A 24,523-nucleotide genomic window follows, 5' to 3' on the forward strand; every position below is an offset into this window, starting at 1 on the left:
CTTTGTCTGAATGCTTAAAATTCCTTGTTTTTATTTGTGGATTTCCACAAGTGTATCTTTCAGAAACCGTAGATTCTTTATATGGTGTAGGTTTTCCTGAAAAGAAAAAAGAATCCTTTACAAAGAAAGAATTCTTTTATGAATAATATTTAAGCAGCTTTATATCAAGAAAGAGCATTACCCTATCACTTGGATTGTTTAAATCAATGTCGCCTACTTCGCAAATTCGTTTCAAACGATAAGCAAGTGTATTAGGATGGATATGCAGCGTGCGGGCTGTTTGATTGACCTTTCCCGTATTATCGAGAAATACTTCAAGCGTCTCAAGCAGATTGCCCTGGTTTTCCTTATCATATGAGATAAGGAGAGCAAGTTTAGGGTTATGGTATTTTGCCTGTCGATTCCACTGCTTAAGCTTTGGAAACAAACGATAGATTCCAAGTTCCTGATAACCCTCAACCGTTTTCAATTCATTTGGCAACACTTTTTTTATCTGCATAACCTCTAAGGCCTGCTGGTAGCTAAGCCAGATTTCTGTGGGATCTGTAACCGGCTCACCATATGCAGCGACAATCTTCTCACTTCCAAAGCGACGAGTCAGGCGCTTGCGTAACTGATGAATAAATGCACGGCTTGCCTCCCCCGCCTTCTCCCGCTCCCATTCATCAAGTCCCGCAAGTACAAGGAGCTGCCGGTCATCAAATGTCCAAAGAGGCAAATAGCGAAACGGGAAAAACTCCCCCAGATTCCCAAGCAGGTAAGCCAGTTCTTTGCGCATATTGTTCCACATTTCCTGAGGACAGCTTGCTTCAAGTACAAGCATTACCATAACAGGCGGCATCTGCAGCCGCAACTGCAGCGCTGTTTTTTCAATATCAAGCACTTCATTCGTACTGCGCGATAGGAGCTGCCAAAAGAACTGATCACGCTTCTCTTCCTGCTTGGCATGCCGGTCCTTGCGGTGCAGAAGCCTGGGGAGTGCAAGGCGGGCCGCTCTTTTCAAAACATCAAGATCCTCCTCGCTAAGCGGACGAACCGCTTCCTGGACCCAGATATATCCGAATACTTCTTGACCGCGCCGAATCGAGACCGCTACCCGATTATTTAATCCCACCTCTTTCACGGCAGGAACCCGTACAGGCTCATCACTATGCATAAGCGCTTGAATAATTCCATCCTTCCAAAAGCGGATTAACACTTCATCAGGCACCTTTCGCTTCATGATGGTTTGGATACGTACCGGATCTGTCGTATCACCGTGCGTACTGTACGCAATGACGTGATGGTTCAGATCTTCAATCGTAATCGGATTATCCACCCGTTCCGTAATCATATCGGCAAGTTCCATCAAATCAGAGAATTCTTCAAATGCCTCCATCCGACTCCTCCTTTAGCTGTAACAATCAATTGTATGAAAAAAAGCCGCTAACGCAGCGACTTATAACGGCAATATGTATAGAATGTACACGGTACATGTGATGCGGATGAAGGGACTTGAACCCCCATGATATTGCTATCACTAGAACCTGAATCTAGCGCGTCTGCCGATTCCGCCACATCCGCATGCGAAAAAACAATAAACAATTTTCCTATTTTGGTGGTAAAATAGGAGTATCTCTAACAAAGAAACATAAAATTGTAAATCAATGTACAAAAAATATAGCATGGCCCAGCTTGATTGGTCAAGAAATTGTTGAATAGGATGTGATCCCTTTTGGAAGAACAGAATCGGCGGCAATTCTTTCGCTTACCGCTTCCTCATCCGCTCAGTTCCGATGTTACCATTATCCGCATCAAAGATAATGCCGTCGAAGCGGGAAAAGCGCAGGTATTAATCGAAGATATAAGCCCTGGTGGACTGAAATTTGTCTCCAATGTCAAGCTTCCCGCTACACCTGAAGTCATCCTTGAATTCGAGACGCAAATTCTTAACAATACACTACAGCTCCCCGGTTATGTCGTGCGCAAAGTGCCTCGGGAGGGAGACTTATATGAATATGGTGTTACATTCACGCTAGATGAAGGCGTATACACTGAGCTTATCCCTCTTCTCCAATTGCTTTCCATCCGCCTACGCCGTACTCCTATCGTCGGTGGCTGCCGCTTTGCCACCAATGAGGAATTAGAGAAACTGCATGGCCTAATCCCTCAATCACCTTCACAATCATCCTAAGTACGCGACAGAAAAGGAGACGTTAGCCTTGCCGTCTCCTTTTTATTTGTTGCACGGATTAGCTTTCCTCATCACCTGCTTTGAACAGAAGCGTTAGCCATTCTTCACTGCTCTGCCGCTTCTCAAGGATACACCCTTCCTTTTCGTATGCGCGGCACACGTCTGCTTCCGCCCACTCCACAATGCCGGAGACGATTAGCCTGCCTCCTGGCTTAATCAGGTGCATACAGGTTCCAACCTGACGGATAGCCTCCTCTCCGCCAATGTTGATTACGATCACATCATAAAGCGACTCTCCAAGCAGATGCTTGCCGTCTCCAATGTATACCTCCGGAGTCTTTACATTATTTAATGAAGCCAAGTACTCAATCTCAGAGGGCGAGGAGGGATTGATATCGACCGCAAGCACAGAGGCAGCTCCACGCATCTCACAGTAGATCGATAAGATACCAGAGCCGGCACCAATATCCAGCACATTTTCCCCCTGTACATCAATCTCTTCAATAAAACGCAAGCAATTTTGCGTTGTCCCATGCTTTCCGGTACCAAAAGCTCCACCTGGTTCAAAGATCAATTGGTAAGGGTGCGAATACAATCCCTTTGTTTCTTCCTTTTTCCATACTGGAATTAGCACCAATTCCTCAGAGACTTCTTCCACATCAAAATGCGCTTTCCAATCATCGGCATGCATCAGTTCAGGTTCCTTCCAATCGCTCTCACGCAGACCGAATGGAGCCAATGTGTGGCGAAGTGAAGCGAGCGACATCTCCGCCTCTTCTGCCATATCGGCTTTCTCATCAACGGATTCATACGTAATAATCGTCATCTCTGTATCTTTTATCGCATAATCGTATCCATCAGGAATCTTGATGACCTCTACCGGCTCATCAACCCAACTATTCGCAAATCCCATCTCACCAAGCAAATACATCACAGATTCCGCATCGGTCTCACGAGGGAATAGTAAATGGTATTCAATCCACAGCATCTTTGCACTTCCTTCCTTTGTTCCACTTCTTTCTCTTCTCTGTATAGCCAAAAAAACCTCCTATCGTTCATCCGATAAGAGGTTTTTTTGGCTAATCATCCAACAAGTTATTGATATCCTGTACAATCTTCTCGTTATCCATCTCGGTCCCCATCTTATAGATGGCACGGATATTCTGGTTTCCATCGACAAGAAACAGTTCATTCGAATGCACGAAGATACCGTTTCCCGAATCCTCTGCAAACACCTTGAATCCATCCAATACTTGCTTGGTCTGTGCTTCTGTACCACGCAGGAAACTCCAACCCTCCGGCTTAATGCCCCGCGCTTCCGTATACTTCTTCAGCACCTCGAAAGTATCCCGTTTTGGATCAAATGTGATCGTCATAATCAATGCCTGTTCGCCCAGACTCCCCTGCTCTTTTAGCTTCTGCTGCACCCGGATTAAATTCAGGTTCGTTGCCTGACATACATCCGGACAATACGTATAGTGAAAAGATACAAGGCGAACCTTGCCGTCCGAATCACGCAGCGACACCGGCTTCCCGTCCATATTAGACAGCGTAAAGGAAGGGGCTCGGTCAAGCACAGGAAGCTTGCTGCTTCCCCACCATAGCTGGTACGCAATCGTGAGAAGAACCGCTGCAATTAATATACCCGCTAGTGTAGTAAACCAGTAGCGCCTTGCAAACGAAGCCATAGCCCCCACATCCTCCTACGTGTTCCTATTCTCTTGTCGTCAGCTTGGAAAGATACATGAAGATAAAGAACAGGACAAACGGAAACACGATATATCCCAGCGCATAAAGAATGATGCCCATACTGTTCCCTCCCCGTTATCACTTACCAAGCTGCGAGAGCTTCAGCCCACACCACTCAGTAAACTGTCCGATTTCTATTAAGTCACATTGGATGAACACGAACAATCCCATAATCACCGTATACATCCAAACAGCCGTAGCCCCAGGAATGAAGCGGTTTAGTGCTCGTTCGTTATTTCGCATCTTGAAGTATATCGCACGGAGGTAGAGCACGATGCAAATAAGCACGAGAATTTCCATAATGGATTGGATAATCACATACGCAGTCCAAGCCGCTGGGCCAAGCGCCCGGTAACTCTGAATCAAAGACCAGTCAATAATGACATACCCAATAGCTGCAATCATTGCCAACGCAAGTAGAGCAAACGCAATGCCATCTTTGCGCTTCTTATAGCTGATTCCCCCTGCCAGCGAAAAAACACCCAGTGCTATCAACAGGAGAACATTATAATTTACCATGTCCTGCACGTTTGCAGGAAGCGTAACGTTAAATACGTCAGGCGACCATCCGCGCAAATATACATTTGACACAATAAACACGGCAAACGTAAACGTAAAGGAAATCAATCCGAGCCATACGCCCAACAAGCCGTTATCTTTGATGCCTTTCTTCGGGACGCGCTCCTCTTCCGCATGTACAGCCATGCCTCTACCTCCTCGATCCCGTTTCGATAAAGCTTAGATTTAGATACGGTCAACCAAAATCAATATTGTAAACATCATCAAATATACGAGCGAATATACAAATGACTTACGCGCAAACTTGATGTCATCTTTTGCAAAGAATCCTGTCATGTTAATAATGACATAGCCAATGCCTAGAATTGACATACCAATCAGATATACCATGCCTACCTCACCTAATGCATACAGCATAATAGAGACAAGCACAAGTGCTGCTGTATAGCGAAGGATGTGGCGTTTTGTTACCTCAAAGCCACGAACAGCGGGAAGCATTTGGAACCCTGCTGCACGATAGTCATCTGCACGACGCATAGCAAGCGCCAGGAAATGCGGACACTGCCAGATGAACAAAATACCGAACAGTACCCATGCCGTCGTATCAACCGTGCCGGAAATCGCTGCATACCCCATCATTGGAGGCATCGCACCTGATACAGCACCGACAAGCGTATTTAACGTCGTCGTACGCTTCGTCCACATCGTGTATACCACTACATAGAATACCAAACCGACAAGACCGAGAACCGCTGTTATTGTATTAATCAACAGCAGCATGACCGTACCCATAATTCCAAAGACAAAGCCCATAATCATGACGGTTTGTGGATTTAATCGGCCCTCTGGCAAGGCTCTTGTCTTTGTTCTTGACATCAATTGATCGAGATCACGGTCAATATAGTTGTTCAAGCATGTTCCAGACATAATGACAAGCGCTGAACCAAGCATTGCCAACAGAACCGTTCCAACCGGAAGCGGACCATCCGCTGCCAGCCATACACCAGCAAACAATGACATAAGGTTAGAGACGACAATACCAAGCTTTGTTACAGATACATAATCACGCCAGTCGCCCTTCGGTTTCGCTTCGGAAAGCGGACCTGGTTCCATGACACGGCTGGCCGGATTTTCATATACATCTTTTTCAGAAATAGGTGTACCCATTTCAAGACCCCCCTGAATATAATATCGTTAGCCAAGATTTGCGACAGATTGTTTGCTGCTAGTTACCGCTTTTCCATCCTTGTCGCTTGTACGGAGCAGATTTGCTCCAAGCTTTCCTTCTACAGCCATGAACACTGACAGAGCCATCATGAGCGCAGCAATTGCCATATGAATCACATTCGTGATCACAGAAAGATTTGCGATGACCGTAATAAAACCGGTAACAGGCTGCAGCGCAAGCAGAATGACAAGCACAAGCGCCTGTTTTTTCATCACATTGCGCAGACGTGCGTAGAAGTACAACCACAGCGATGAGAAGACGATCAGCAGCGTAGCGAACACATGTACATACATGAGTGTCGTGGCAATGGCAGGCGTAGAAATAATACTATTAAGCATAGATACATTGCCATTGACCCACACCTGCCCAGCGTCACTGTGTTTAATGAAGGCGCCAAGCACATACTCAATATATACAGCTATCGCGGCGATCAGGGCCGGCTTGAACAGGGCGCGAACCTGTCTGTCCTCCAAAAACTCTCCCTGCTTCTTTCGCACATTCGCAAGCGTAATTCCTACCAGCACCACAAATGTGGAGAATAGGAGAATGGCGAAGCTTGTATCCATGGCCGTAAATCCTGGCGGCAGCTTTTTCAATACGTTAATGCCGCCAAGTACGGCAACGAATAACAGCAGGATAAAGGAGAACAAAACCAGCTTCAACACAATGGGGCTTTCCTTTCGTTTGCGCCACGCTATATACAGATTGGCCAGCATGAGGAATCCCACTCCGGTAGATAACATGCGATGCGTATATTCTATGATGACTTTGCCTTCCATAGGCGGGATAATCTGCCCGTTGCACAACGGCCAGTCAGAACAAGCTAGACCGGCATCAAATCCTACAACAAGGGCTCCGGCAATCAACAGCAAAAAGGTGGCGATAGTCGTTACGAAAGGTAAGCGATATCCCATTGTTACACCTCTTCTCTACGCGCCAAAGGATTTTTTGGGCGTATATTTTTCCTCTGCTTCGCCGAATTCGTACGGCGGAGCGGTTACATACGGCATTTCGATAAAGTTATGTTCAGGCGGCGGTGAAGACACCGTCCACTCAAGCGTTTGCGCTCCCCATGGGTTGGCTGGAGCTTTTGCGCCAGTTCTTAAAGAAACGATAATTGTAACCACCATCATAATTGCTGCTGCGCCTACAAGATAGGAGCCATATGTTGCGATTTGGTTGGCAATCTGCATTCCGTTAGCAGGATCATATTGGAATACCCTGCGCGGCATCCCCATCATGCCGATGTAATGCATCGGGAAAAACGTAAGGTTCGTACCGATAAAATACATCCAAAACACGATTTTGCCAAGCCTTTCATTATACATACGTCCGGTAATTTTAGGGAACCAATAAAAGATACCGGCCAGTACCGCCATCATGCTTCCGCCGAATAATACATAGTGGAAGTGAGCGATAACAAAGTACGTATCATGCATATGAATGTCGACCGGTACTGTGCCAAGAAAGATTCCACCAAGGCCCCCAATGGTGAACAGACCCATAAAACCGAGCGTTACAAACAGCATCGGTGTAGTAAACCAGTTAGAGCCTCGCCATAATGTGGCAAGCCAGTTAAAAATTTTGATGGCTGAGGGAACCGCAATGATCATCGAAGTGACCATAAAAGGAATCCCTGTTGCCAGCGGCATCCCTGCCACAAACATGTGATGTGCCCAAACCAGAAAACCTAAAAATCCAATCGCAATGGAAGAGTAGGCAATCGCATGATACCCGAAAATCGGCTTTCTTGCAAATACCGGAATGATCTCAGAGACAATTCCCATCGCCGGAAGTACCATAATATATACCGCCGGATGAGAATAAAACCAGAAAAGATGCTGGTATAGCATCGGGTCGCCGCCCGCAGACGCATCGTAGAAATGCGTACCGAAGTGGCGGTCAAACAGCAGGGTCGTGATTGCGCCAGCCAGCGCCGGCGTACCAAAAAGCTGAATAAACGATGTAATCAGCGAGGACCATACGTAAAGCGGTAGACGGTTAAATGTCATACCAGGCGCGCGCATGTTAAACACTGTTACAATTATGTTTATCGCACCAAGAATGGAGGAAATACCTAAAATGTGAACCCCCAATACCCAGATATCTAAGCCTAGACCCTGGGACTCGATGCTATAAGGCGGATATGCTGTCCACCCAATATCCGGCATTCCGAAATAAAAGCTGCTCAAAAATACCAGACCGCCAAGAACGAACAGCCAAAAGGCTAGATTGTTCATGCGCGGGAACGCCATATCATGTGCACCGATCATAATCGGAACAAGATAGTTTCCGAATGCCGCTGTGAGCATAGGGATCATGAACAAAAAGATCATGATCGAGCCGTGCATGGTGAACATCTGGTTGAATGTATCGGCTGAAGGCACCACGTCAGGCATTCCTGGCGTCAATAGCTCAGTACGAATCACGAGTGCCGCTGCTCCTCCTAGAAAGAAGAAAAGCAGGCAAGCAATGCCGTACATGATTCCGATTTTCTTATGGTCAACGGTAAGCAGCCAATCCCTAACAAAGGATGGCTTTCTCGTTTCGACAGTGGCAGTAGCTCCCATGCGTTTCGCTCCTCCCTACTTTAAGGTTTTGATGTATTCAGCAATCGCCTTCGCTTCTTGTTCTGTTACCTGCTGCGGCGGCATTGGTGAATATCCTTGAGGAGTTTTCGCTGCAGGGTCCATAATGGATTCTACAATATACTTTTCATCATACTTTACTGTGCTGCCATCAGTCAGCTGTACATCTTTGCCAAACATGCCGCCCCATCCGGGTCCGACAAGCTTATTTTGATCGGTAGCATGACAGCTTAGGCAGCCCTTTTGTTCTGCGAGCGCTTGGCCTTCGCCACCCGCACCACCTTCTGCGCTACCACCGGCTTTTCCACCGGATTGCACAAATTTAGTAAATTCATCTGTACTTACCACGTTAAGTTTTGCTAACATCATGGAGTGCATGGTCCCGCAATACTCAGCGCATACAATGGGGTATTCGCCTTTTTTGGTAGGACCGGACCAAAACTGTGTCTGACGTCCAGGCACCGCGTCCTGCTTTAATCGCATCGCCGGAATCCAAAAACTGTGAATAATATCACCGGATGTAATTTTGAATAGGACATTTTTATCTTCCGGAATGACCAACTTATTCGTCGTCTTAAAACCTTCCGGATATTCGAAGTCCCAACGCCATTTGTAACCGGTAACATTGATTGTGTACACATCTTTAGGTGGGGTCTGAATTGCGTATGTCATCTGTGAACCAAACACGCCAATGGCAACCAAAATCAATGCAGGAATAAGCGTCCATATGATTTCCATTTTTGTGTTCCCGTGCAACGCAATTCCTTGTTTGTCCGGTCTTTTTCTCCTATAGCGAATCAAAAAGATAAACAGGAGCATTTCAACCAAGACAAAGATGAATAGAGCAATTGATGCGATAAACCAGAACAAGGAATCGACCTGCCTCGCCATATCATTGATGGCCGGGGGAAATAACCAACTAAAATCCACGCACTACACTCCTTTCTTCTATCATTTGTTCTACAGGCCAACAGAACAAATGAAATTTGAATATAAGAAATAACATCCACATGGTAAATACCATATAAATGTTATCAATTTTCATCTAGTTTGTATAGTGTTTTGAACATATGCAGTATGCGGTAATTTTATGTATGGAAATGGGGAGAAGCCTTGATAGAAAAGAAAAAAGCAAAGACAGATTTTTGTCTTTACTTTTACCCAAATTTCATATATTTGACACATCTTCCGTTTATTTTTTCTATTATTTCACCAATGTAACAAATTCATAGAGAATGCGTGCTGTTAAACCCCAGATGATTTTTCCTTCATATTGATAAAAAAATTCAGGGATTTTTGTACTGCGCCATTTGTAATCTTTCCCTTGGGGAATCAAATCAAAAGGGAAGTCCTCATCAGGCTTCATTGCCATGCTGATATAATGAACATCCGGCTCTTTTTTTAGAAAAAAATCAAGCGGCACATAAAATACTTCCTCTACTTCATCCTGATTTGGCTTCACTCTTTTGTAGTCATGAATCTTTCCGACAAACGAATAGATTGAGGAGGAATACGGGGGAATCATAATTCCCAGACTCTCAATTACGGCAACATCTTCTTCTGCAAGCCCCAGCTCTTCACATGTCTCCCGCACAGCAGCCGCCTGCTCACTTTCGTCAGTCTGATCGATTTTACCGCCTGGGAAGCAGATCTCCCCGGGCTGTCGTTTCAATGTCTGCGCCCTGACCTCAAAGAGCACATGAAGCTCACCTTCCCTCTCCACCAGCGGAATCATTACCGCCGCCCGCATAAGTGGAGCAAACCCGAACAAATTAAAGGAACGCTGACTGATTCGATTTTGTATCTGTTCTATCATTCGTGTGTCCACTACTCCTTTTTTCTTTTACAAAATGACAGCCTCATTCACTTCAAAATGGGCGTCACGAAGAATTTTTAACAAATGCTCATATGGAGTACGTGCGATCTCCGTATAGCTTCTGCGAGTATATAAGTGGTACGCATTCGGAAACTCATTCCGCAGTTGAGCGCGCAGCTTCTTACCCGGCGCATCCTCATCAACGAAGATGTATACTTCCGATGCGCCTGTCTGCTGATAAATACCATCTAGCTTATCCGAACTAAGCGTTCCATGGGTACAGATGATCTCTACCGGCTCTGCAATGATTTTCTCGAGACGCTTCTTATCTGTCTTTCCTTCTACGATAATGACTTTGCCCACGATCAATGCCTATCACCTCGCATCATATCTACCCGCTTATTTTGTTTGCCGCCTTACCACTATTATATGGTGAATCGGCGTATTAGTAAAAACCCAGACTGTTTTTATTTGATTTGAAAACTCGCCTGATCAATCATACGAATCCCTTCCTGCCCTCCTCTACTCCCTACCCACTCCATCAAACTCAGAAGCGCATCGTCCTTTCGCTTAGCTTCGATCATCACATCAAGCTGATCGGTATAGGCAGCTATTCTGCGCAAAAACGGAAACAAATCTTCCGGGTCGATATAGTCAGCATGAGCCCGGAAATCCTCTTTGCTTCGGGGGCTGGAAATATGCATTTTAGGCGGCAGGGATGACGTGCGCCATGTATCGATAATACGCGGAAGCAGAGCATATACCTCGTTCTCTTCTTCTTCATAATTGCAGCGGTGATGATGAAGATCGAGCACCATGGGAATGCCAAGCGTCTCGCATAGCTCTACCGTATCTTTTGCTGTAAATGCTTTATCGTCGTTTTCAAGCAGAATACATTGCCTCGTCTCTTCTGGAACCTGCGACCAATTCTTGATAAATTGTTGGATGGCTTTTTCCTTGTTCTTATAGGCCCCGCCTACATGCAGGACACAGCGATGAACAGGGCTTATTCCAAGTGCCTTGAGCATCCACACATAGTGATCGAGTGCGGCAAGCGACGCGTCCAATGTTTGCCTGCGGGGTGTATTAAGCACAACATAATGATCCGGATGGAAGTCCAGACGTACACCGTCTTTAATAGCTACATCACCCAGCTCGCGAAAAGCTTTAGCAAGGTGGGAGCGATACTCCCATCCCTCAGTCAGCTCATGTCCGACCAATGGAATCAACCTCGAAGAGAGGCGAAAAAACGTAATATCATATGCTCTGTTATGATAAAGAAGGCGCATACAGTTGTGGAGATTTTCTTCTGCAATCCGCTCAAGCTTACGCAAGCCCGCCTCCCTGTCAGAAATCAGTGCAAATTGTTTGGCTGTCATGGTCTGGGACGGGGACGCATTAACCACATGCACACTCATAGCAACATAACCGAGACGTACGTTCATTGTCAGAACCTCCTATTTTCGGACTTTACACACTACAGCTTGCAGTCGTTTTGTCATCATAATGGTACCTATAGGATTCCTCTTCCGATCCGCTTACATGCTTTGAAAAATTCGCTTTTATGTACTAAGCTGATTAAAGAAGGATACGAAAAGTAATTTTTATACAGGAAAGGATGAATCGGTATGGATACAGCCTACAGGACCTACCTCACTACACACCGCGACACCCATTTACAAGAGATGAAGGACTTTCTTGGAATCCCAAGCATAAGCGCTCTTTCTGCCCATAAGACAGATATACAACGAGCGGCAGAGTGGCTTGTCGATGCACTTCAAGCGGCTGGGCTTGAAAATGTCAAAATGATGCCGACAGAAGGAAATCCAATCGTTTATGCTGATTGGCTTCACGCGGACAACGATACAACCGTGCTTATTTACGGCCATTATGATGTACAGCCTGTCGATCCGCTTGAGCTATGGCAGACACCGCCCTTTGAAGCAGACATTCGCGACGGTAAGATTTATGCGCGCGGAGCAACCGATGATAAAGGACAAGTCTTCATGCATATTAAGGCGCTCCAAGCATTGCTGCAAACGGAAGGAAAACTTCCGGTCAATGTGAAATTCTGCATTGAAGGTGAAGAGGAAATCGGCAGTCCGACGCTTGAGCCATTCGTAGAAAAAAACAAAGAATTGCTTGCGGCCGATGTCCTTGTCATCTCCGATACTCCGATGCTTGAGAAAGGAAAACCAGCCATTTGCTATGGGTTGCGCGGACTTGCTGCCATGCAAATTGACGTGAAGGCAGCAAACGGAGACCTGCACTCTGGCATTTATGGCGGAGGCGTTGCCAATCCGCTGCATGCTCTCGCCTCTATCATCGCTTCTATGCATGACGAAAGTGGCAAAGTAGCTGTGGACGGCTTCTACGATAAAGTAAAGCCGCTGGCTGATGAAGAGCGGCAGGCGTTTCATGATCTGAATTATGATGAGGAAGCGTTGAAAAAAGAGTTGAATGTAGGCGAGCTGTACGGCGAGGAAGGGTACAGCTTCTTAGAGCGCACATGGTCGCGTCCAACGCTTGAAATCAATGGAATATACGGTGGATTTCAAGGTGAAGGCATTAAAACCGTACTACCATCTGAGGCACACGCCAAGCTATCCTGCCGCCTGGTTGGTGAACAGGACCCGAAAGAAATTCAAGATTTGATCGAGGCACATGTCCACAAACATACACCGGCAGGAGTTCAGGTGCAGTTCACCCGCATGGATACAGGTCGTCCGTTCGAGACACCGTACGATCATCCTGTGATTCAAGTAGCGATGCGCGCTTATGAGAAGGCGTACGAAGCGACACCAGCGCTGACTCGTATGGGCGGCTCGATTCCTATCGTCGAAGGCTTCGGCCGGCTGTTGCAGCTGCCGATCGTACTGATGGGATTTGGCCTGCCAGGTGAGAATTTCCATGCACCGAATGAGCACTTCCATCTTGAAAACTTCGATAAGGGCCTTATTACCATTTGTGAATATTGGAAGGAACTTGCCCAAACGTCCATTAAATAAACGCATACGAAAGACGGTCCGCAGCCAGCGAACCGTCTTTCTACTTATTACGATTAGACAAATGAGAAGAGGGGTAGCTTGTTAGCAAGAAAGGAGAGAGGATATGCATATGCGCTATGTTATCGGTATGTCCGGTTGGAGCTACAAAGAATGGAAGGAAGTATTCTATCCTGAAGGGCTTCCGCAAACTGACTTTTTTTCGTATTACTCCTCCCAGTTTTCTTCTGTCGAAGTTAATACGTCTTTTTACTATCTTCCGAAAGCGTCCACGATCCAAAAATGGTATGAGACATCGCCTGAAGACTTTACGTTTACATTAAAAGCGCCACAAGCGATTACCCATGATGCCCGACTGCAGAACGTACAGGAAGACCTGACAAGATTCTATCAGGCCTCCAACGGACTGCACGAGAAAGCCGGGGCGCACTTATTTCAACTGCCACCTTCATTTCGTTGCAGCGCCAAAACCTATGGCATACTTAAAGCATTCGTTCTGTCACTTCCAAAAGAGAAAGACAACGTCATCGAATTTCGCCATACCAGTTGGGAAAATGAAGAAACGATTAATCTGCTGCGCGCACATCATGTTGCCATGTGTCACGTATCTGAACGCCGGGTGAATACGAAGCTGATCAGAACAGGAGATTTTATATACTGCCGCCTCCACGGGGAGAACTATGCAACCCGCTATCCAGAAGAAGATATCGAGACACTGGCGGCTCTGATTACGGAGTCCGGTGTAGAGAGGGCATATATTTACTTTAATAATACGAAAGAGGGTGTCGGCATACCGAACGCCAAGCATCTTGCTGCATTATTATCTTAATGACAGGCTGATAGTTGCCGAATGATCCGACTTACTCTTACGACACCTTGTTCAAACTCTATCGGCGAGGCATACGCATAGGAGAGGCGAACATATTGTTCTGTATCCTGTGCGTAAATGCTGCCCGGGTTAAGCAGCACGCCTTCACGCAGCGATTTAGTAAACAATTCTTTCATAGAAAGCTTCGGCTTTATTCTAAGCCAAATCAAAAAACCCCCTCGCGGATTCTCCCATTCCGCTATGTCTTTCATATGAATCTCAAGCGCATGAAGCGCCGTTCGACGCCGAATGGCAAGCTGATCTCTTACAAACGCCACATGCCGCCCGTACATCCCGCTTGCCATCCACTCGGTTGCCACCCGCTGCGATAATGAAGCTGAACCGTAATCGGTCTGCATCTTTATATCAGATAATCGCTCGATAACAGGCTCAGGTCCAACAATCCAACCAATCCGCAGACCCGGACTTAGTGTTTTCGATAAGCTCCCGACATACAGTACATGTCCGTGCCGATCGAAGGCTTTGAGCGGTGGGGGCGCCGGTTCATCAATCCACAGTTCACGATAAATATCATCTTCAATAATTGGAAGCCTCTCTTCTTCACATACAGCAAGAAGCTCTTCGCGCCTCCTTTTTGACATCATCATGCCGGTAGGATTGTGAAAGGTAGGAATGGTATACAGAATGGCACCGCTATCCTGTCTTCCCCACTCCGAAACGGCTTGTGGCAAAAGCCCCTCCCCATCCATCGCCAGACCTGTAAAATGCATGCCTGCTGACTGAAAAACATGCAGTGAGTAAAGATAGGACGGCTTCTCAAGCAGCACGGCAGAGCCTCTGTGCAAAAGACCCACAGAGATTAACTGCAAGGCCTGCAGCGCTCCTGATACAATCAAGATGGAAGAAGACGAAGCTTGGATACCAAATGTTTTTATGTACTCGCTTACCGCTTGACGCAGCGGCAAATATCCCTTCGGCTCTTCATAACCGAATGCATCAAGTTTCTCTGACACTTGCCGCACAATGTGCTTCATTGTCTCCAATGGAAAAATCTCTGGGGATAACTCGCCTTTGCTAAGCTGAATCAGATTTGGATTGGATTCGTCTTTGTTGATTTCCTGAACTGTCGCCTGACTTGGCTTATGCACACCGGATCGTACGTACCTATCCCAATCCGGTGGAGGATTGGTAGCGAGAAGCGTCCATGTATTGTTTACCACAATCGTTCCTACTCCGATCCTTCCTTCGACTAACCCGTCAGCCATTAATTCGTCCAATGCTGTAATTACCGTACTTCGATTTACTCCGAATATTTTGGCCAGCGTACGCTGACTCGGTATTTTGCTCCCGACAGGCCATTCTCCATTGCTGATTTTTTTCTTGCTGTACTCTACGATTTGCCGGTATTTAGGCACACTCCCTGCATGATGATCAGATTTGTCCACGCCGCCCTCTTCCCTTCTCTATAGCTGAAATTGGTTGGGTTATTCTTTATCTAACTGGTTGAGGACATTTTACCAAGCATTGTCTACTATGAAAAGAAGGACAGCATCGTTGGCTTACTGGTTGGTTTTCAAATGAGAAAGGAAGGGGCGCTATGGGCAGTTCACTGAAGGTTCGCATCGTTTTTGCACACGGTCTCTGCATCTTTTTTTGGGCTTCCGCTTTTCCCGGCATTCGAATCGGGCTTGAATCGTATACTCCAGAACATCTCTCTCTTCTACGATTGCTTATCGGTTCTGCTTTGCTTATTCTGCTGTCTTTACTCTTACGTATACGCTTGCCGGAAGTAAGGGATGTTCCTGCTATCCTGGTATTAGGGGGGCTGGGCTTTGCCGTATACCATACAGCTCTTAACTACGGAGAGCAGACAGTGAGCGCAGGGGCAGCCAGCCTCTTCGTCTCGACGACACCCATTTTTGCAGCCCTTCTTGCTATGCTATTCTTTCGAGAGCGATTCGGAGCTAGAGGTTGGGCGGGCGGCTTTATAAGCTTTGCAGGAGTGGTCTGTATTTCTTTGGGCAGCAAGGCGGCTTGGAACGCAGGATACGGTACGGCATTCATTCTTTTGGCAGCGCTTGCAGAGAGTGTGTATTTCGTATTCCAAAAACCTTATTTAGAAAAATACGGTGTCTTTGCTTTTACGACCTATACGATCTGGGCCGGTACACTTTTTATGCTTTTTTTCCTGCCTGGACTCGGCTCTGCTATTATGCAGGCACCGGCAGAAGTTACATTCAGCGTCGTATATTTAGGGATTTTCCCTACAGTACTTGCGTATTTGGCCTTGGCCTTTGTAACATCGCAGACCGGAGCATCCGAGGCGACCAGTTCTCTCTATCTCACACCTTTTTTTGCTTTTCTGATCGCATGGATATGGCTCAATGAAACACCGACGTTCTTCTCGTTGCTAGGTGGAGCTATCATACTGGCGGGGGTGACACTCAGCAGCATGAAATCCCATCCGAAAGAGCGGCCGTATCCTTTTGGTAAGCTCATGAGGCACATAAAAAATCCGACTTCGCACTGAAGCCGGATTTTTATTCTTCTTCGCAGTCTAGGACATAACAGATGAACGCTGATGGATATGCCGGGTCAACTCTGCTGTCATCTCATAATAGAAAAAAGGTGTAATCAAATATATCCCGTTGAAGTATTCCATTGCCATGTCCACCAATTCCTTGGCGAGTGCAACCCCTTCCCTACGCGCTTCTACGCCCGGCTCATGCTGACGCATTCTCTCACGCGCTTCATCCGATAACTTGATGCCAGGCACCTCATTATGAAGGAATTCCGCATTTCTCGAACTCGTCAGCGGCATAATCCCTATGAAAATCGGTATATCAAGATGCTTCGTACCTTCATGAATACGCTCAATCATCTCTCGATCATATACCGGCTGTGTCATAATATAGTCCGCGCCTGCTTCCACCTTCTTCTCTAGACGGCGCACCGCAGCGTCGAATTGTCGTACATGCGGATTGAACGCAGCGCCGACAACAAAATTCGCCTGCTGCTTAAGCGGCTTACCAGAAAAGGAATAGCCTGCATTCAACTGTTTCACCATCCGGATCAGGTCAAATGAAGAGACATCAAATACCGAGCTTGAACCGGGCAAGTCGCCAAATCGCGCCGGGTCGCCCGTAATGACAAGCACTTGATTAATGCCTAGCGCATGCAGACCCATAAGATGCGACTGCTGCCCGATTAGGTTGCGGTCACGACAAGCGATATGAAGCAGCGGCTCGGCACCGAATTTGGCTTTCATGAGCGAGCCGAGCGCCATATTGCTCATACGTGTCGTAGCGAGAGAATTATCAGCGAGAGTAATCGCGTCCGCACCGGCATCCCGCAACGCTTCTGTACCTTTTAGGAATTTGTCCGTATCAAGATCGCGTGGTGGATCTAATTCTACGATAACAGTATGCCGCTGTCTTACGGTATCCACAATTCCTACCGGAGGGGCAGGTGAAGCGACACGAATCGGTGTCATCTCTTCTTGTTCCACTGTAATTACAGGGTTGATGCGTGGAAGCGGCTCGCGCTCCGCAAGCACTTGTGCCATCATGCGAATATGTTCCGGGGTCGTACCACAGCAGCCGCCGATCAATCGTGCGCCCTGTGCGCGGAACCGAAGCGCGCTCTCACCAAAATATTGAGGAACCGAAGCATAAGAATATTCCCCATCCGACATCGCAAGCCGGCCTGCATTTGGGAATACGGACAGCGGAGTATCAGTCGGAATTACTGCATTCTCAATCGAGCGCAGAACCTCGGCCGGACCCATTCGGCAGTTCAATCCAACCACATCGGCTCCCGCTTTCGTAAGCGCAGCAAACGCCCGGGTCAGCGTATGGCCATCCCTGGTACGCCCGACTTCAATCGTTGCCAATTGCGTAATGATGGGAAGATCTGTTAAGGGGCGGATCGCATCAAGCGCCAGCAGCAGTTCATCCACATCAAGAAAGGTTTCCAAAAGAATCGCATCCACTCCGCCTGCAAGCAGGGCAGAAGCCTGCTCCTCATATTGCTCTCCATATGTGCCGATCTCTTCGCTATTCCGTACTCTTCCTCCATTAATCGAACCGATGCCGCCGACCACATAGGCATCATCGCCGACCGCTTCCCTGGCGACACGTACCGCAGCTTGATTGATTCTTGCTACTTTTTCCTGCAGCCCATGGCGGGAGAGCGCATCGCGATGCGCCCCGTACGTATTCGTCTGAATGAAGCGAGCACCGGCATCATAATAAGCACGATGTACCGTGCCTATGATCTCTGGATTCGACAAATTCAGCTCCTCATAACAGACACCGATCGGCACACCAAGCTGATACAGCCATGTTGCCATGGCACCGTCTCCAATCAACAGGTGGTCGTTAAGGTATGTCTTCAAATTTTCCTTTGGCATGGCTACTCCTCCCTTCCTCTATTGGCCGACATTGAAATATCTCGCTTCCGGATGGGAGAATACCATAGCTGAGACGGAAGCTTCCGGTTCCATCATGCAGCCCTCGGTCAGCTGCACGCCGATGTCATCCGGCTTCAACAGATCAAACAACAATTCCTGATCTTCAAGATTCGGGCAGGCGGGGTAGCCAAATGATACCCGTATCCCTTGATAACGAGCCCCAAAACGTTCAAGCATCGTCATCTCTGCCGGGTCCGGGAATCCCCATGTATCACGCAAGATATGGTGGACACGCTCCGCAAACGCTTCGGCCAACTCCAGCGCCAGCGCTTGCAGTACATGGGAACGAAGATAGTCTCCTGCTTCCTTCCACTCCTCCGCCTTCTCACGTACCCCATGACCTGCGGTAACGACAAGAAAGGCAACATAATCCATTACACCGCTCTCCACCGGTTTGACAAAGTCGGCCAGACAAAGATACGGCGCTTCTTTCTGTCGCGGAAACGAAAATGTCTGACGAATCTTGCTGTGATCTTTTGGATCATAGATATAAATATCATTTCCTCTGGACTGAGCCGGGAAGAAGCGGTATATGCCATGTGCAGTCAACAGACCCGTGTCCTTCGCCTCTGCCAGCAGCTCATCCACAACTTCTTTTAGCTCTGTCGTCTTCTTATCTTGCTGTGCAAGCAATGCATCGACATTGCCGCGTATACCAAGGTGCTTGCCGAGAAGCATACGCAGGTTTACATATGGCTGCAGATGAGCCAGCGGATAATCACGCAGCACGTGCCGCTCTAGATCCGGCGGCAAAAAGACCGGAACATCTGTGCTAACCGATGAGCGCGGAAGAACACCTGTCTCTTCAGTAGCTTTGACTACTTCAACGGCAACAGCAACCTGCTTCACTTCTTTTGCTTTCTTCAACTCTTCTTCTATTTCCGCCCGTTTTTCCGGATTAACCAGCTTGTTAGCCATCTCAAGACCGTTCATCGCATCTTTGGAATACAGCACGAGCCCTTCATATTCGGGCGCAATTCGATTCTCGGTAAACTTACGGGTCAATGCAGCACCGCCAACAAGAATCGGAACTTCAATACCGGCTACTTTCAAATCCTGCGCCGTTGTGATCATCTGCTGCGCCGATTTAACGAGTAAGCCGGATAGACCAATAATGTCCGGCATTTCCTTGCGACAGGCCTCAATCAACTGCTCTGGCGGAACTTTGATGCCGAGATTAATGATCTTATAGCCGTTGTTGCCCAGAATAATTTCGACCAGGTTTTTCCCGATGTCATGCACATCACCTTTTACGGTGGCAAGCATCACCACTCCTTTAGCCGATGATTCTGTCTTCTCCATATGCGGTTCTAGGTAGGCAACGGATGCTTTCATGACTTCAGCGCTCTGCAATACTTCGGCAACGATCAATTGATTATCATTGAACAAGCGTCCTACCTCATCCATACCATTCATCAGCGGCCCATTGATAATGTCAAGCGGCGCATATATACCAAGTGCCTCTTCAAGATCTGGAAGTAACCCTTCCTTCGTTCCTTCAACAACATAACGGGCAAGCCTTTCTTCTAGTGTGAGGTTCGATACTTCTTCGTTTTTCTCTATTTTTTTCTCCCGGTAAAAGGCGGTAAATGTCGCCAACGCCTCATCCGTTGTCTCAAACAACAGCGTTTCGGAAAGCCTTCGCTCTTCATCTGAAATCGAAGCGAAGCGCTGCAGCTTCTCCGTATTTACAATCGCATAATCGAGGCCGGCTTTGGTGCAGTGATATAAGTACACAGCATTCAGCACCTCCCGTCCTGCCGGGGGCAATCCGAACGATACGTTACTCACACCTAGAATGGTCTGGCACTCCGGCAGCTTTTCTTTGATCAGGCGAATGCCCTCTACCGTCTCTTTGGCTGAACCAATATACGCCTCATCCCCTGTTCCTACGGGAAATACCAGCGGATCAAAAATCAGGTCACGTGGAGAAAGACCGTACTTCCCTACCAGCAGATCATAAGAACGTGCCGCCACCTCAAGCTTTCTCTCTTTCGTTACCGCCATCCCCTTCTCATCAATCGTGCCAACAACTACGGCCCCGCCGAACTTCCGCAAAAGCGGTGCTACCTCAGCGAAGCGTTCTTCTCCGTCCTCTAGATTAATGGAATTAATGATCGCTTTACCTTGTGAATACTTCAATGCTAACGCGATGACATTCGGATCGGTAGAGTCAATCATCAGCGGTACTTTTACTTTGCGTACAACAAACTTCAGAAAGGATTCCATATCCTCCACTTCATCCCGATCCGGGTCTGCAAGACAAATATCAATCACATGGGCGCCCTTCTTTACCTGAGCACGCGCAACCTCTGAGGCCTCTTCATACTTGCCTTCCTTAATCAAATCACGGAATTTCTTTGAGCCGATAACGTTCGTACGCTCTCCGACCATCAATGGGCGGTTATCCTCCTCAAGATAGACCGGTTCGATGCCGGATACGGCATGAGTGTGCAGACCCTGTGCAACACGCGGTTTATACGCTTGAAGCGCTTCGGCAATGGCGCGGATATGGTCCGGCGTTGTACCGCAGCAGCCGCCCGCCACATTAATCCAGCCTTGTTCGGCGAATCCGGCCAGTTTGGCCGCCAGTGCCTGCGGCGATTCATGATAGTGTCCGTCTTCATCCGGCAGACCGGCATTCGGATAACAGCTAACTGCACAGCTCGCCATGCCGGACAGTGTACGAATATGATCGCGCATGAACTCGGGTCCTGTCGCACAGTTTAATCCGACTGAAACCGGTTGAAGATGCTCTAATGAAATATAGAATGCTTCGATATTCTGACCAGCAAGCGTCGTACCCATCGGCTCAATCGTACCGGAGATCATCACCGGTACCTTGCGTCCGGCCGCTTCGAATGCATGCTGAATTCCAATCCCACCAGCCTTCACATTAAGCGTATCCTGTGCCGTCTCTAAGAGAAGAACATCGACACCGCCCTCAATCAGCGCAAGTGCCTGTTCATAGTACGTCTCGATTAATTCTTCAAACGTTACGCCGCCTGTCACCGATAATGTCTTGGTCGTCGGGCCGATTGAGCCAGCCGCATAGCGAGGCCAGTCAAGTGTTGAATACGCATCGACCGCTTCACGCGCTAACTTGGCAGCGGCTAGATTAATCTCTCTTGAACGGTCCTGCACATCATATTCCGCAAGTACGATCGAGGTAGCGCCGAAGGTATTCGTTTCGATAATATCTGCACCTGCTTCCAGGTACGTGTCATGAATGCTGCGGATAAGATCCGGGCGTGTAAGATTAAGTATCTCATTACAGCCTTCATAATGCTCTCCGCCGAAATCTTCCGGGCCAAGGTTCGCCTGCTGCAGCATTGTACCCATCGCTCCATCAATTACCAGAATTTTCTGCTTTAACTGTGTCTCTATTGGCAGTTTCTTCAGTGCTGTTTCATTCATTCTTATCATCCCTTCCGACTCCAATTTTCTATATATAATAAAAAAAGACCCCCTGAAAGAAGGAAGGTCTCTGAGTTCAATAAAAATCAGCGCACTCCTTATCTCCCAGGAAAAAATCCTGCTGGAATTGGCACCGTGTACACGTACATACCGGTTGCCGGGCTTCATCGGGCCAGTCCCTCAGCCTACTCTTGATAAGAAACGATATAAGTTTTCATTTTTCTTATTATTGATCAATGAATGAAAAGAGTCAATAGATAATTATATTGTTCGTACAATTACAATATTTGTCCGCTGCTGTAAATTTACTTCATACGGAGAAGATACAGGTGTACCATCTTTCTCTTCAACAATGCGTACGATCGGCCTGTGAACAGCTTTTGGATCAACAGAAGAGACAACACCCACCTGTCCCGTATTCAAGACTACAGTAGATGAAACCGGATACACGGCAATGTGCTTGACGAACAACCGCACCAATTCAAGATTAAATAACGAATTCCCAGCGGCAAATAAGTATTCTGTCGCTTCATTCGGCGTATAATGCTGGCGATACGAACGGTGTGATGTGAGTGCATCATACACATCTGCCATGCCAACTATCTGCGCATATTCATGAATTTGATTATTCTGCAATTTTCGCGGATATCCTGATCCATCATATCGCTCATGATGCTGAAGCGCACAATGTGCGGATAATAATGAGATGTCATACTGATAGCGCAACAGGTTGAACCCTTCTTCCGTATGCTTCTCCACCCGCATCTTCTCTTCTGGATTCAGCGCGGTCTTTTTGTTCCATAATTCTTTGGGAAGCATCGTCATTCCAATATCAAACAGCAGAGCCCCTACTCCCAAATCAACCAATTGATCACGATTATATCCCTTAGCAAGCCCGATAATTCCTGCAAGCACCGCTACATTTACAGAGTGATGAAACAAATATCCATCAAGTGAATGTAGATTTACCAGATTCACCAGCACTTCTTTTCGTCCGCTCAAATCGCCTAGAATATTACCGAATACATCGCGGAATGTCTTTCCCATATCCGGTATAGAGGTTCTTCCCTTTACTTTCGGTTGATCCATTAGTCCTGTCATTGTCTTGTAGACGGTTTCGACCGCTTTGCGCCGTGTTGTATCGTCAATCACGTCCTCTGGTATGATATCGTCCGTATGCTTATCTTCAATATATACGGTATCAATTCCCATGTCTTTTAAGCGCTCAATGTATCGCTGACTAAGCTCAAGGCCTGTACCGAGCAGGACATGACCCGTCTCTGAGAGGATCGTTTTCGCTATCTTATCTCCTGGTTTTACGGAGCTAATATGTAATTTTTTCACGTAGCAAACCCTACTTTCCTGAACTTTTCTGTCTGAAACTTTCTACCCTATCAAATTGTAGCACAGGTATTTAGGTTTATTACCAAAAACTTATAACAAAAAAAACCATCCCTATGAATAAAGGATGGTCTTCTACCATGCTATATCTTAGTCAGGACGAGCCCAAGCAGGGCCGTACATATTCCATATACCTGATAGGGTCTTAGTTTTTCTTTAAACAGGTAGTATCCCATCAGGATAACGACCAAGCAATTCAGGCTCACTACCGGAAAGACGATGCTTGCAATACCGGTCTGCAGCGCATAAAAGTAGCAGCTGAAGCCGACTACGCTCAATACGCCTACCAGACTTCCGATCTTCGCTTCTTTTAGGCGAATTGGCTCCCGGCCTAATCCTATCGCCAAATACAAGCTGCCCCCTCCATACATGGCTAAAAGCATATCCATCGAACTAATATGTAGCTGCGAGGACTGCTTCATTAGTATTCCAAGTATGCCAAAAGAAAAGAATGCGAAGGCAACACGTCCAAGCCATGGCAAGTAATTTGTATTGCTTTTGGAACCGGGCGTATATTGAATGACCATTGCCGATCCCATCATGCATAGAATACCAATCCAGTGAAGAAAAGGAATTTGTTCATGAAAAATGACGCCCGCTGCAAGTACCGGGAAGATTGCATTGGCTGCAATCAAAGGTGACGTGAGGCTAGCTGGCCCTTTTTCAAACGCTCTTGCCATCTGAATATTGCCGTTCGCGTTCAAGACCCCGATCAGACTTCCAAGCAGAATGGAGGTAAGATTCGGGTGCAGCGTGTGCGAAAGTAAACCCGCACTTAAAATGATTAAAAATGCAATGAAATAAAAGAAAAATTGAATGTTAACCTTGGAAAAACCGCGAGAGGTGCTCCACTTTATAATCGTATTGTTGACGCCAAAACACACCGCAGTAATCAAGGCTGCAAAAAGCCACATACTCCTATACCTTCTTTGCCTTCAAAATTTTGTCTTACTCTGCCGGTCCTACTATTGTTCGTCAAACTGCGAAAGCTGTACTTCATATGTATATACCTGTTCAGCACATACGCGCTGAACCGTCACTTCCGTCTTATCATCGGCCGCCTCCGCGAGCCGGATGATCACATGCTGCTTCTCCTCTGTCTGGCCGCATGCTTCAATCAGCCATGTCAGCGCCTCTTCCGTAAGCGGAAGACCTACGACTTCTCCTGTTGCCGTAGGTACATGCAAAAGCTTCTTGTTGTCAACAAATCCACGTACTGATTCTATTAGCACTTCCATCTGCAGAGGGGTAAGAGTCAATTCATATGTTTGTTCCATCCCGATCCTCCTTGTTTAAAAAGTGTACATCCAGGGTTGAGAAGCATATA

21 protein-coding genes, 1 tRNA gene and 1 riboswitch are annotated in these 24,523 nt (G+C 47.0%); of the genes, 4 read left to right on the top strand and 18 right to left on the bottom strand.

Annotated features, from left to right (window positions below; translation table 11 throughout):
• Positions 1 to 136: 136 nt before the first annotated feature.
• Together AB3351_RS20175 and AB3351_RS20180 are read right to left on the bottom strand one after the other, a co-directional pair.
• The gene (locus AB3351_RS20175) at positions 137 to 1,378 is read right to left on the bottom strand and encodes a PucR family transcriptional regulator (protein WP_371148965.1); all 1,242 of its coding nucleotides are present in this window, start codon (positions 1,376 to 1,378) and stop codon (positions 137 to 139) included.
• A 101-nt stretch (positions 1,379 to 1,479) separates the two neighbouring features.
• A tRNA-Leu gene (locus tag AB3351_RS20180) sits at positions 1,480 to 1,563 on the bottom strand.
• A gap of 151 nt (positions 1,564 to 1,714) precedes the next feature.
• Between AB3351_RS20180 and AB3351_RS20185 the strand changes: the two genes are divergently transcribed.
• The gene (locus tag AB3351_RS20185; RefSeq protein ID WP_371148966.1) at positions 1,715 to 2,173 is read left to right on the top strand and encodes a PilZ domain-containing protein; all 459 of its coding nucleotides are present in this window, start codon (positions 1,715 to 1,717) and stop codon (positions 2,171 to 2,173) included.
• Positions 2,174 to 2,231: 58 nt separating this feature from the next.
• On the opposite strand, the gene AB3351_RS20190 is transcribed toward AB3351_RS20185, so the two are convergent.
• The 10 genes from AB3351_RS20190 to uvsE all read right to left on the bottom strand — a co-directional run bounded on the left by AB3351_RS20190 (position 2,232) and on the right by uvsE (position 11,518).
• Positions 2,232 to 3,212: a 50S ribosomal protein L11 methyltransferase gene (locus AB3351_RS20190; protein ID WP_371148967.1), complete on the bottom strand. Its 981-nt coding sequence runs from the start codon at positions 3,210 to 3,212 to the stop codon at positions 2,232 to 2,234.
• A gap of 40 nt (positions 3,213 to 3,252) precedes the next feature.
• Positions 3,253 to 3,861, bottom strand: coding sequence for an SCO family protein (locus AB3351_RS20195; RefSeq protein ID WP_371148968.1), 609 nt, complete (start codon positions 3,859 to 3,861; stop codon positions 3,253 to 3,255).
• A gap of 139 nt (positions 3,862 to 4,000) precedes the next feature.
• On the bottom strand, positions 4,001 to 4,627 hold the full coding sequence (locus AB3351_RS20200) for a hypothetical protein (protein WP_371148969.1): 627 nt from the start codon (positions 4,625 to 4,627) through the stop codon (positions 4,001 to 4,003).
• 39 nt (positions 4,628 to 4,666) lie between these two features.
• The gene (gene cyoE / locus AB3351_RS20205; RefSeq protein WP_371148970.1) at positions 4,667 to 5,608 is read right to left on the bottom strand and encodes a heme o synthase; all 942 of its coding nucleotides are present in this window, start codon (positions 5,606 to 5,608) and stop codon (positions 4,667 to 4,669) included.
• 27 nt (positions 5,609 to 5,635) lie between these two features.
• The gene (locus AB3351_RS20210) at positions 5,636 to 6,583 is read right to left on the bottom strand and encodes a COX15/CtaA family protein (RefSeq protein WP_371148971.1); all 948 of its coding nucleotides are present in this window, start codon (positions 6,581 to 6,583) and stop codon (positions 5,636 to 5,638) included.
• A 15-nt stretch (positions 6,584 to 6,598) separates the two neighbouring features.
• Positions 6,599 to 8,239 carry a cytochrome c oxidase subunit I gene (gene ctaD, locus AB3351_RS20215; protein WP_371148972.1) on the bottom strand — a complete coding sequence of 547 codons (1,641 nt, stop codon included), beginning with the start codon at positions 8,237 to 8,239 and terminating at the stop codon, positions 6,599 to 6,601.
• 15 nt (positions 8,240 to 8,254) lie between these two features.
• Positions 8,255 to 9,187 carry a cytochrome c oxidase subunit II gene (gene coxB / locus AB3351_RS20220; RefSeq protein ID WP_371148973.1) on the bottom strand — a complete coding sequence of 311 codons (933 nt, stop codon included), beginning with the start codon at positions 9,185 to 9,187 and terminating at the stop codon, positions 8,255 to 8,257.
• A 274-nt stretch (positions 9,188 to 9,461) separates the two neighbouring features.
• Positions 9,462 to 10,073, bottom strand: a complete 612-nt coding sequence (locus AB3351_RS20225) for an NUDIX hydrolase (protein ID WP_371148974.1) — start codon at positions 10,071 to 10,073, stop codon at positions 9,462 to 9,464.
• 27 nt (positions 10,074 to 10,100) lie between these two features.
• A complete protein-coding gene (locus AB3351_RS20230) occupies positions 10,101 to 10,442 on the bottom strand; it encodes a toprim domain-containing protein (protein WP_458306043.1) in 342 nt (113 codons plus the stop codon).
• A 98-nt stretch (positions 10,443 to 10,540) separates the two neighbouring features.
• A complete protein-coding gene (gene uvsE, locus AB3351_RS20235; protein WP_371148975.1) occupies positions 10,541 to 11,518 on the bottom strand; it encodes a UV DNA damage repair endonuclease UvsE in 978 nt (325 codons plus the stop codon).
• A 183-nt stretch (positions 11,519 to 11,701) separates the two neighbouring features.
• Between uvsE and AB3351_RS20240 the strand changes: the two genes are divergently transcribed.
• A complete protein-coding gene (locus AB3351_RS20240; protein WP_371148976.1) occupies positions 11,702 to 13,081 on the top strand; it encodes a dipeptidase in 1,380 nt (459 codons plus the stop codon).
• 103 nt (positions 13,082 to 13,184) lie between these two features.
• On the top strand, positions 13,185 to 13,907 hold the full coding sequence (locus AB3351_RS20245; RefSeq protein WP_371148977.1) for a DUF72 domain-containing protein: 723 nt from the start codon (positions 13,185 to 13,187) through the stop codon (positions 13,905 to 13,907).
• Here the strand turns inward: AB3351_RS20245 and AB3351_RS20250 are convergent.
• Positions 13,904 to 15,352 carry an aminotransferase-like domain-containing protein gene (locus tag AB3351_RS20250; RefSeq protein ID WP_371148978.1) on the bottom strand — a complete coding sequence of 483 codons (1,449 nt, stop codon included), beginning with the start codon at positions 15,350 to 15,352 and terminating at the stop codon, positions 13,904 to 13,906. The genes AB3351_RS20245 and AB3351_RS20250 overlap by 4 nt on opposite strands.
• Positions 15,353 to 15,504: 152 nt before the next feature.
• On the opposite strand from AB3351_RS20250, the gene AB3351_RS20255 reads away from it, so the two are divergent.
• Entirely contained in the window at positions 15,505 to 16,437 is a 933-nt protein-coding gene (locus AB3351_RS20255) for a DMT family transporter (RefSeq protein ID WP_371148979.1), read from the top strand.
• Positions 16,438 to 16,464: 27 nt separating this feature from the next.
• Here AB3351_RS20255 and AB3351_RS20260 read toward each other — a convergent pair whose 3' ends face one another.
• From AB3351_RS20260 to AB3351_RS20280, 5 genes are all read right to left on the bottom strand, one after another.
• Positions 16,465 to 18,318 carry a bifunctional homocysteine S-methyltransferase/methylenetetrahydrofolate reductase gene (locus tag AB3351_RS20260; protein WP_371148980.1) on the bottom strand — a complete coding sequence of 618 codons (1,854 nt, stop codon included), beginning with the start codon at positions 18,316 to 18,318 and terminating at the stop codon, positions 16,465 to 16,467.
• Between the two features lie 18 nt (positions 18,319 to 18,336).
• Positions 18,337 to 21,795 carry a methionine synthase gene (gene metH, locus AB3351_RS20265; protein WP_371148981.1) on the bottom strand — a complete coding sequence of 1,153 codons (3,459 nt, stop codon included), beginning with the start codon at positions 21,793 to 21,795 and terminating at the stop codon, positions 18,337 to 18,339.
• Positions 21,796 to 21,890: 95 nt separating this feature from the next.
• A riboswitch (SAM riboswitch) is annotated at positions 21,891 to 21,996 on the bottom strand.
• A 60-nt stretch (positions 21,997 to 22,056) separates the two neighbouring features.
• A complete protein-coding gene (locus AB3351_RS20270; RefSeq protein ID WP_371148982.1) occupies positions 22,057 to 23,139 on the bottom strand; it encodes an HD-GYP domain-containing protein in 1,083 nt (360 codons plus the stop codon).
• Positions 23,140 to 23,279: 140 nt separating this feature from the next.
• Complete coding sequence (locus AB3351_RS20275; protein ID WP_371148983.1) at positions 23,280 to 24,110, bottom strand: EamA family transporter; 831 nt, start codon at positions 24,108 to 24,110, stop codon at positions 23,280 to 23,282.
• Between the two features lie 51 nt (positions 24,111 to 24,161).
• Complete coding sequence (locus tag AB3351_RS20280; protein WP_371148984.1) at positions 24,162 to 24,473, bottom strand: hypothetical protein; 312 nt, start codon at positions 24,471 to 24,473, stop codon at positions 24,162 to 24,164.
• Between the last annotated feature and the right edge of the window lie 50 nt (positions 24,474 to 24,523).

Source organism: Aneurinibacillus sp. REN35 (genome assembly GCF_041379945.2).
Classification (GTDB): Bacteria; Bacillota; Bacilli; order Aneurinibacillales; family Aneurinibacillaceae; genus Aneurinibacillus.

Bases quoted from the DNA above. Each gene is read 5' to 3' on its own strand.
- AB3351_RS20175 (WP_371148965.1), bottom strand. From the start codon at position 1,378: ATGGAGGCATTTGAAGAATTCTCTGATTTGATGGAACTTGCCGATATG.
- AB3351_RS20195 (WP_371148968.1), bottom strand. From the start codon at position 3,861: ATGGCTTCGTTTGCAAGGCGCTACTGGTTTACTACACTAGCGGGTATA.
- AB3351_RS20200 (WP_371148969.1), bottom strand. From the start codon at position 4,627: ATGGCTGTACATGCGGAAGAGGAGCGCGTCCCGAAGAAAGGCATCAAA.
- cyoE (WP_371148970.1), bottom strand. From the start codon at position 5,608: ATGGGTACACCTATTTCTGAAAAAGATGTATATGAAAATCCGGCCAGC.
- AB3351_RS20210 (WP_371148971.1), bottom strand. From the start codon at position 6,583: ATGGGATATCGCTTACCTTTCGTAACGACTATCGCCACCTTTTTGCTG.
- ctaD (WP_371148972.1), bottom strand. From the start codon at position 8,239: ATGGGAGCTACTGCCACTGTCGAAACGAGAAAGCCATCCTTTGTTAGG.
- AB3351_RS20225 (WP_371148974.1), bottom strand. From the start codon at position 10,073: ATGATAGAACAGATACAAAATCGAATCAGTCAGCGTTCCTTTAATTTG.
- uvsE (WP_371148975.1), bottom strand. From the start codon at position 11,518: ATGAACGTACGTCTCGGTTATGTTGCTATGAGTGTGCATGTGGTTAAT.
- AB3351_RS20240 (WP_371148976.1), top strand. From the start codon at position 11,702: ATGGATACAGCCTACAGGACCTACCTCACTACACACCGCGACACCCAT.
- AB3351_RS20245 (WP_371148977.1), top strand. From the start codon at position 13,185: ATGCATATGCGCTATGTTATCGGTATGTCCGGTTGGAGCTACAAAGAA.
- AB3351_RS20255 (WP_371148979.1), top strand. From the start codon at position 15,505: ATGGGCAGTTCACTGAAGGTTCGCATCGTTTTTGCACACGGTCTCTGC.
- AB3351_RS20260 (WP_371148980.1), bottom strand. From the start codon at position 18,318: ATGCCAAAGGAAAATTTGAAGACATACCTTAACGACCACCTGTTGATT.
- metH (WP_371148981.1), bottom strand. From the start codon at position 21,795: ATGAATGAAACAGCACTGAAGAAACTGCCAATAGAGACACAGTTAAAG.
- AB3351_RS20275 (WP_371148983.1), bottom strand. From the start codon at position 24,110: ATGTGGCTTTTTGCAGCCTTGATTACTGCGGTGTGTTTTGGCGTCAAC.
- AB3351_RS20280 (WP_371148984.1), bottom strand. From the start codon at position 24,473: ATGGAACAAACATATGAATTGACTCTTACCCCTCTGCAGATGGAAGTG.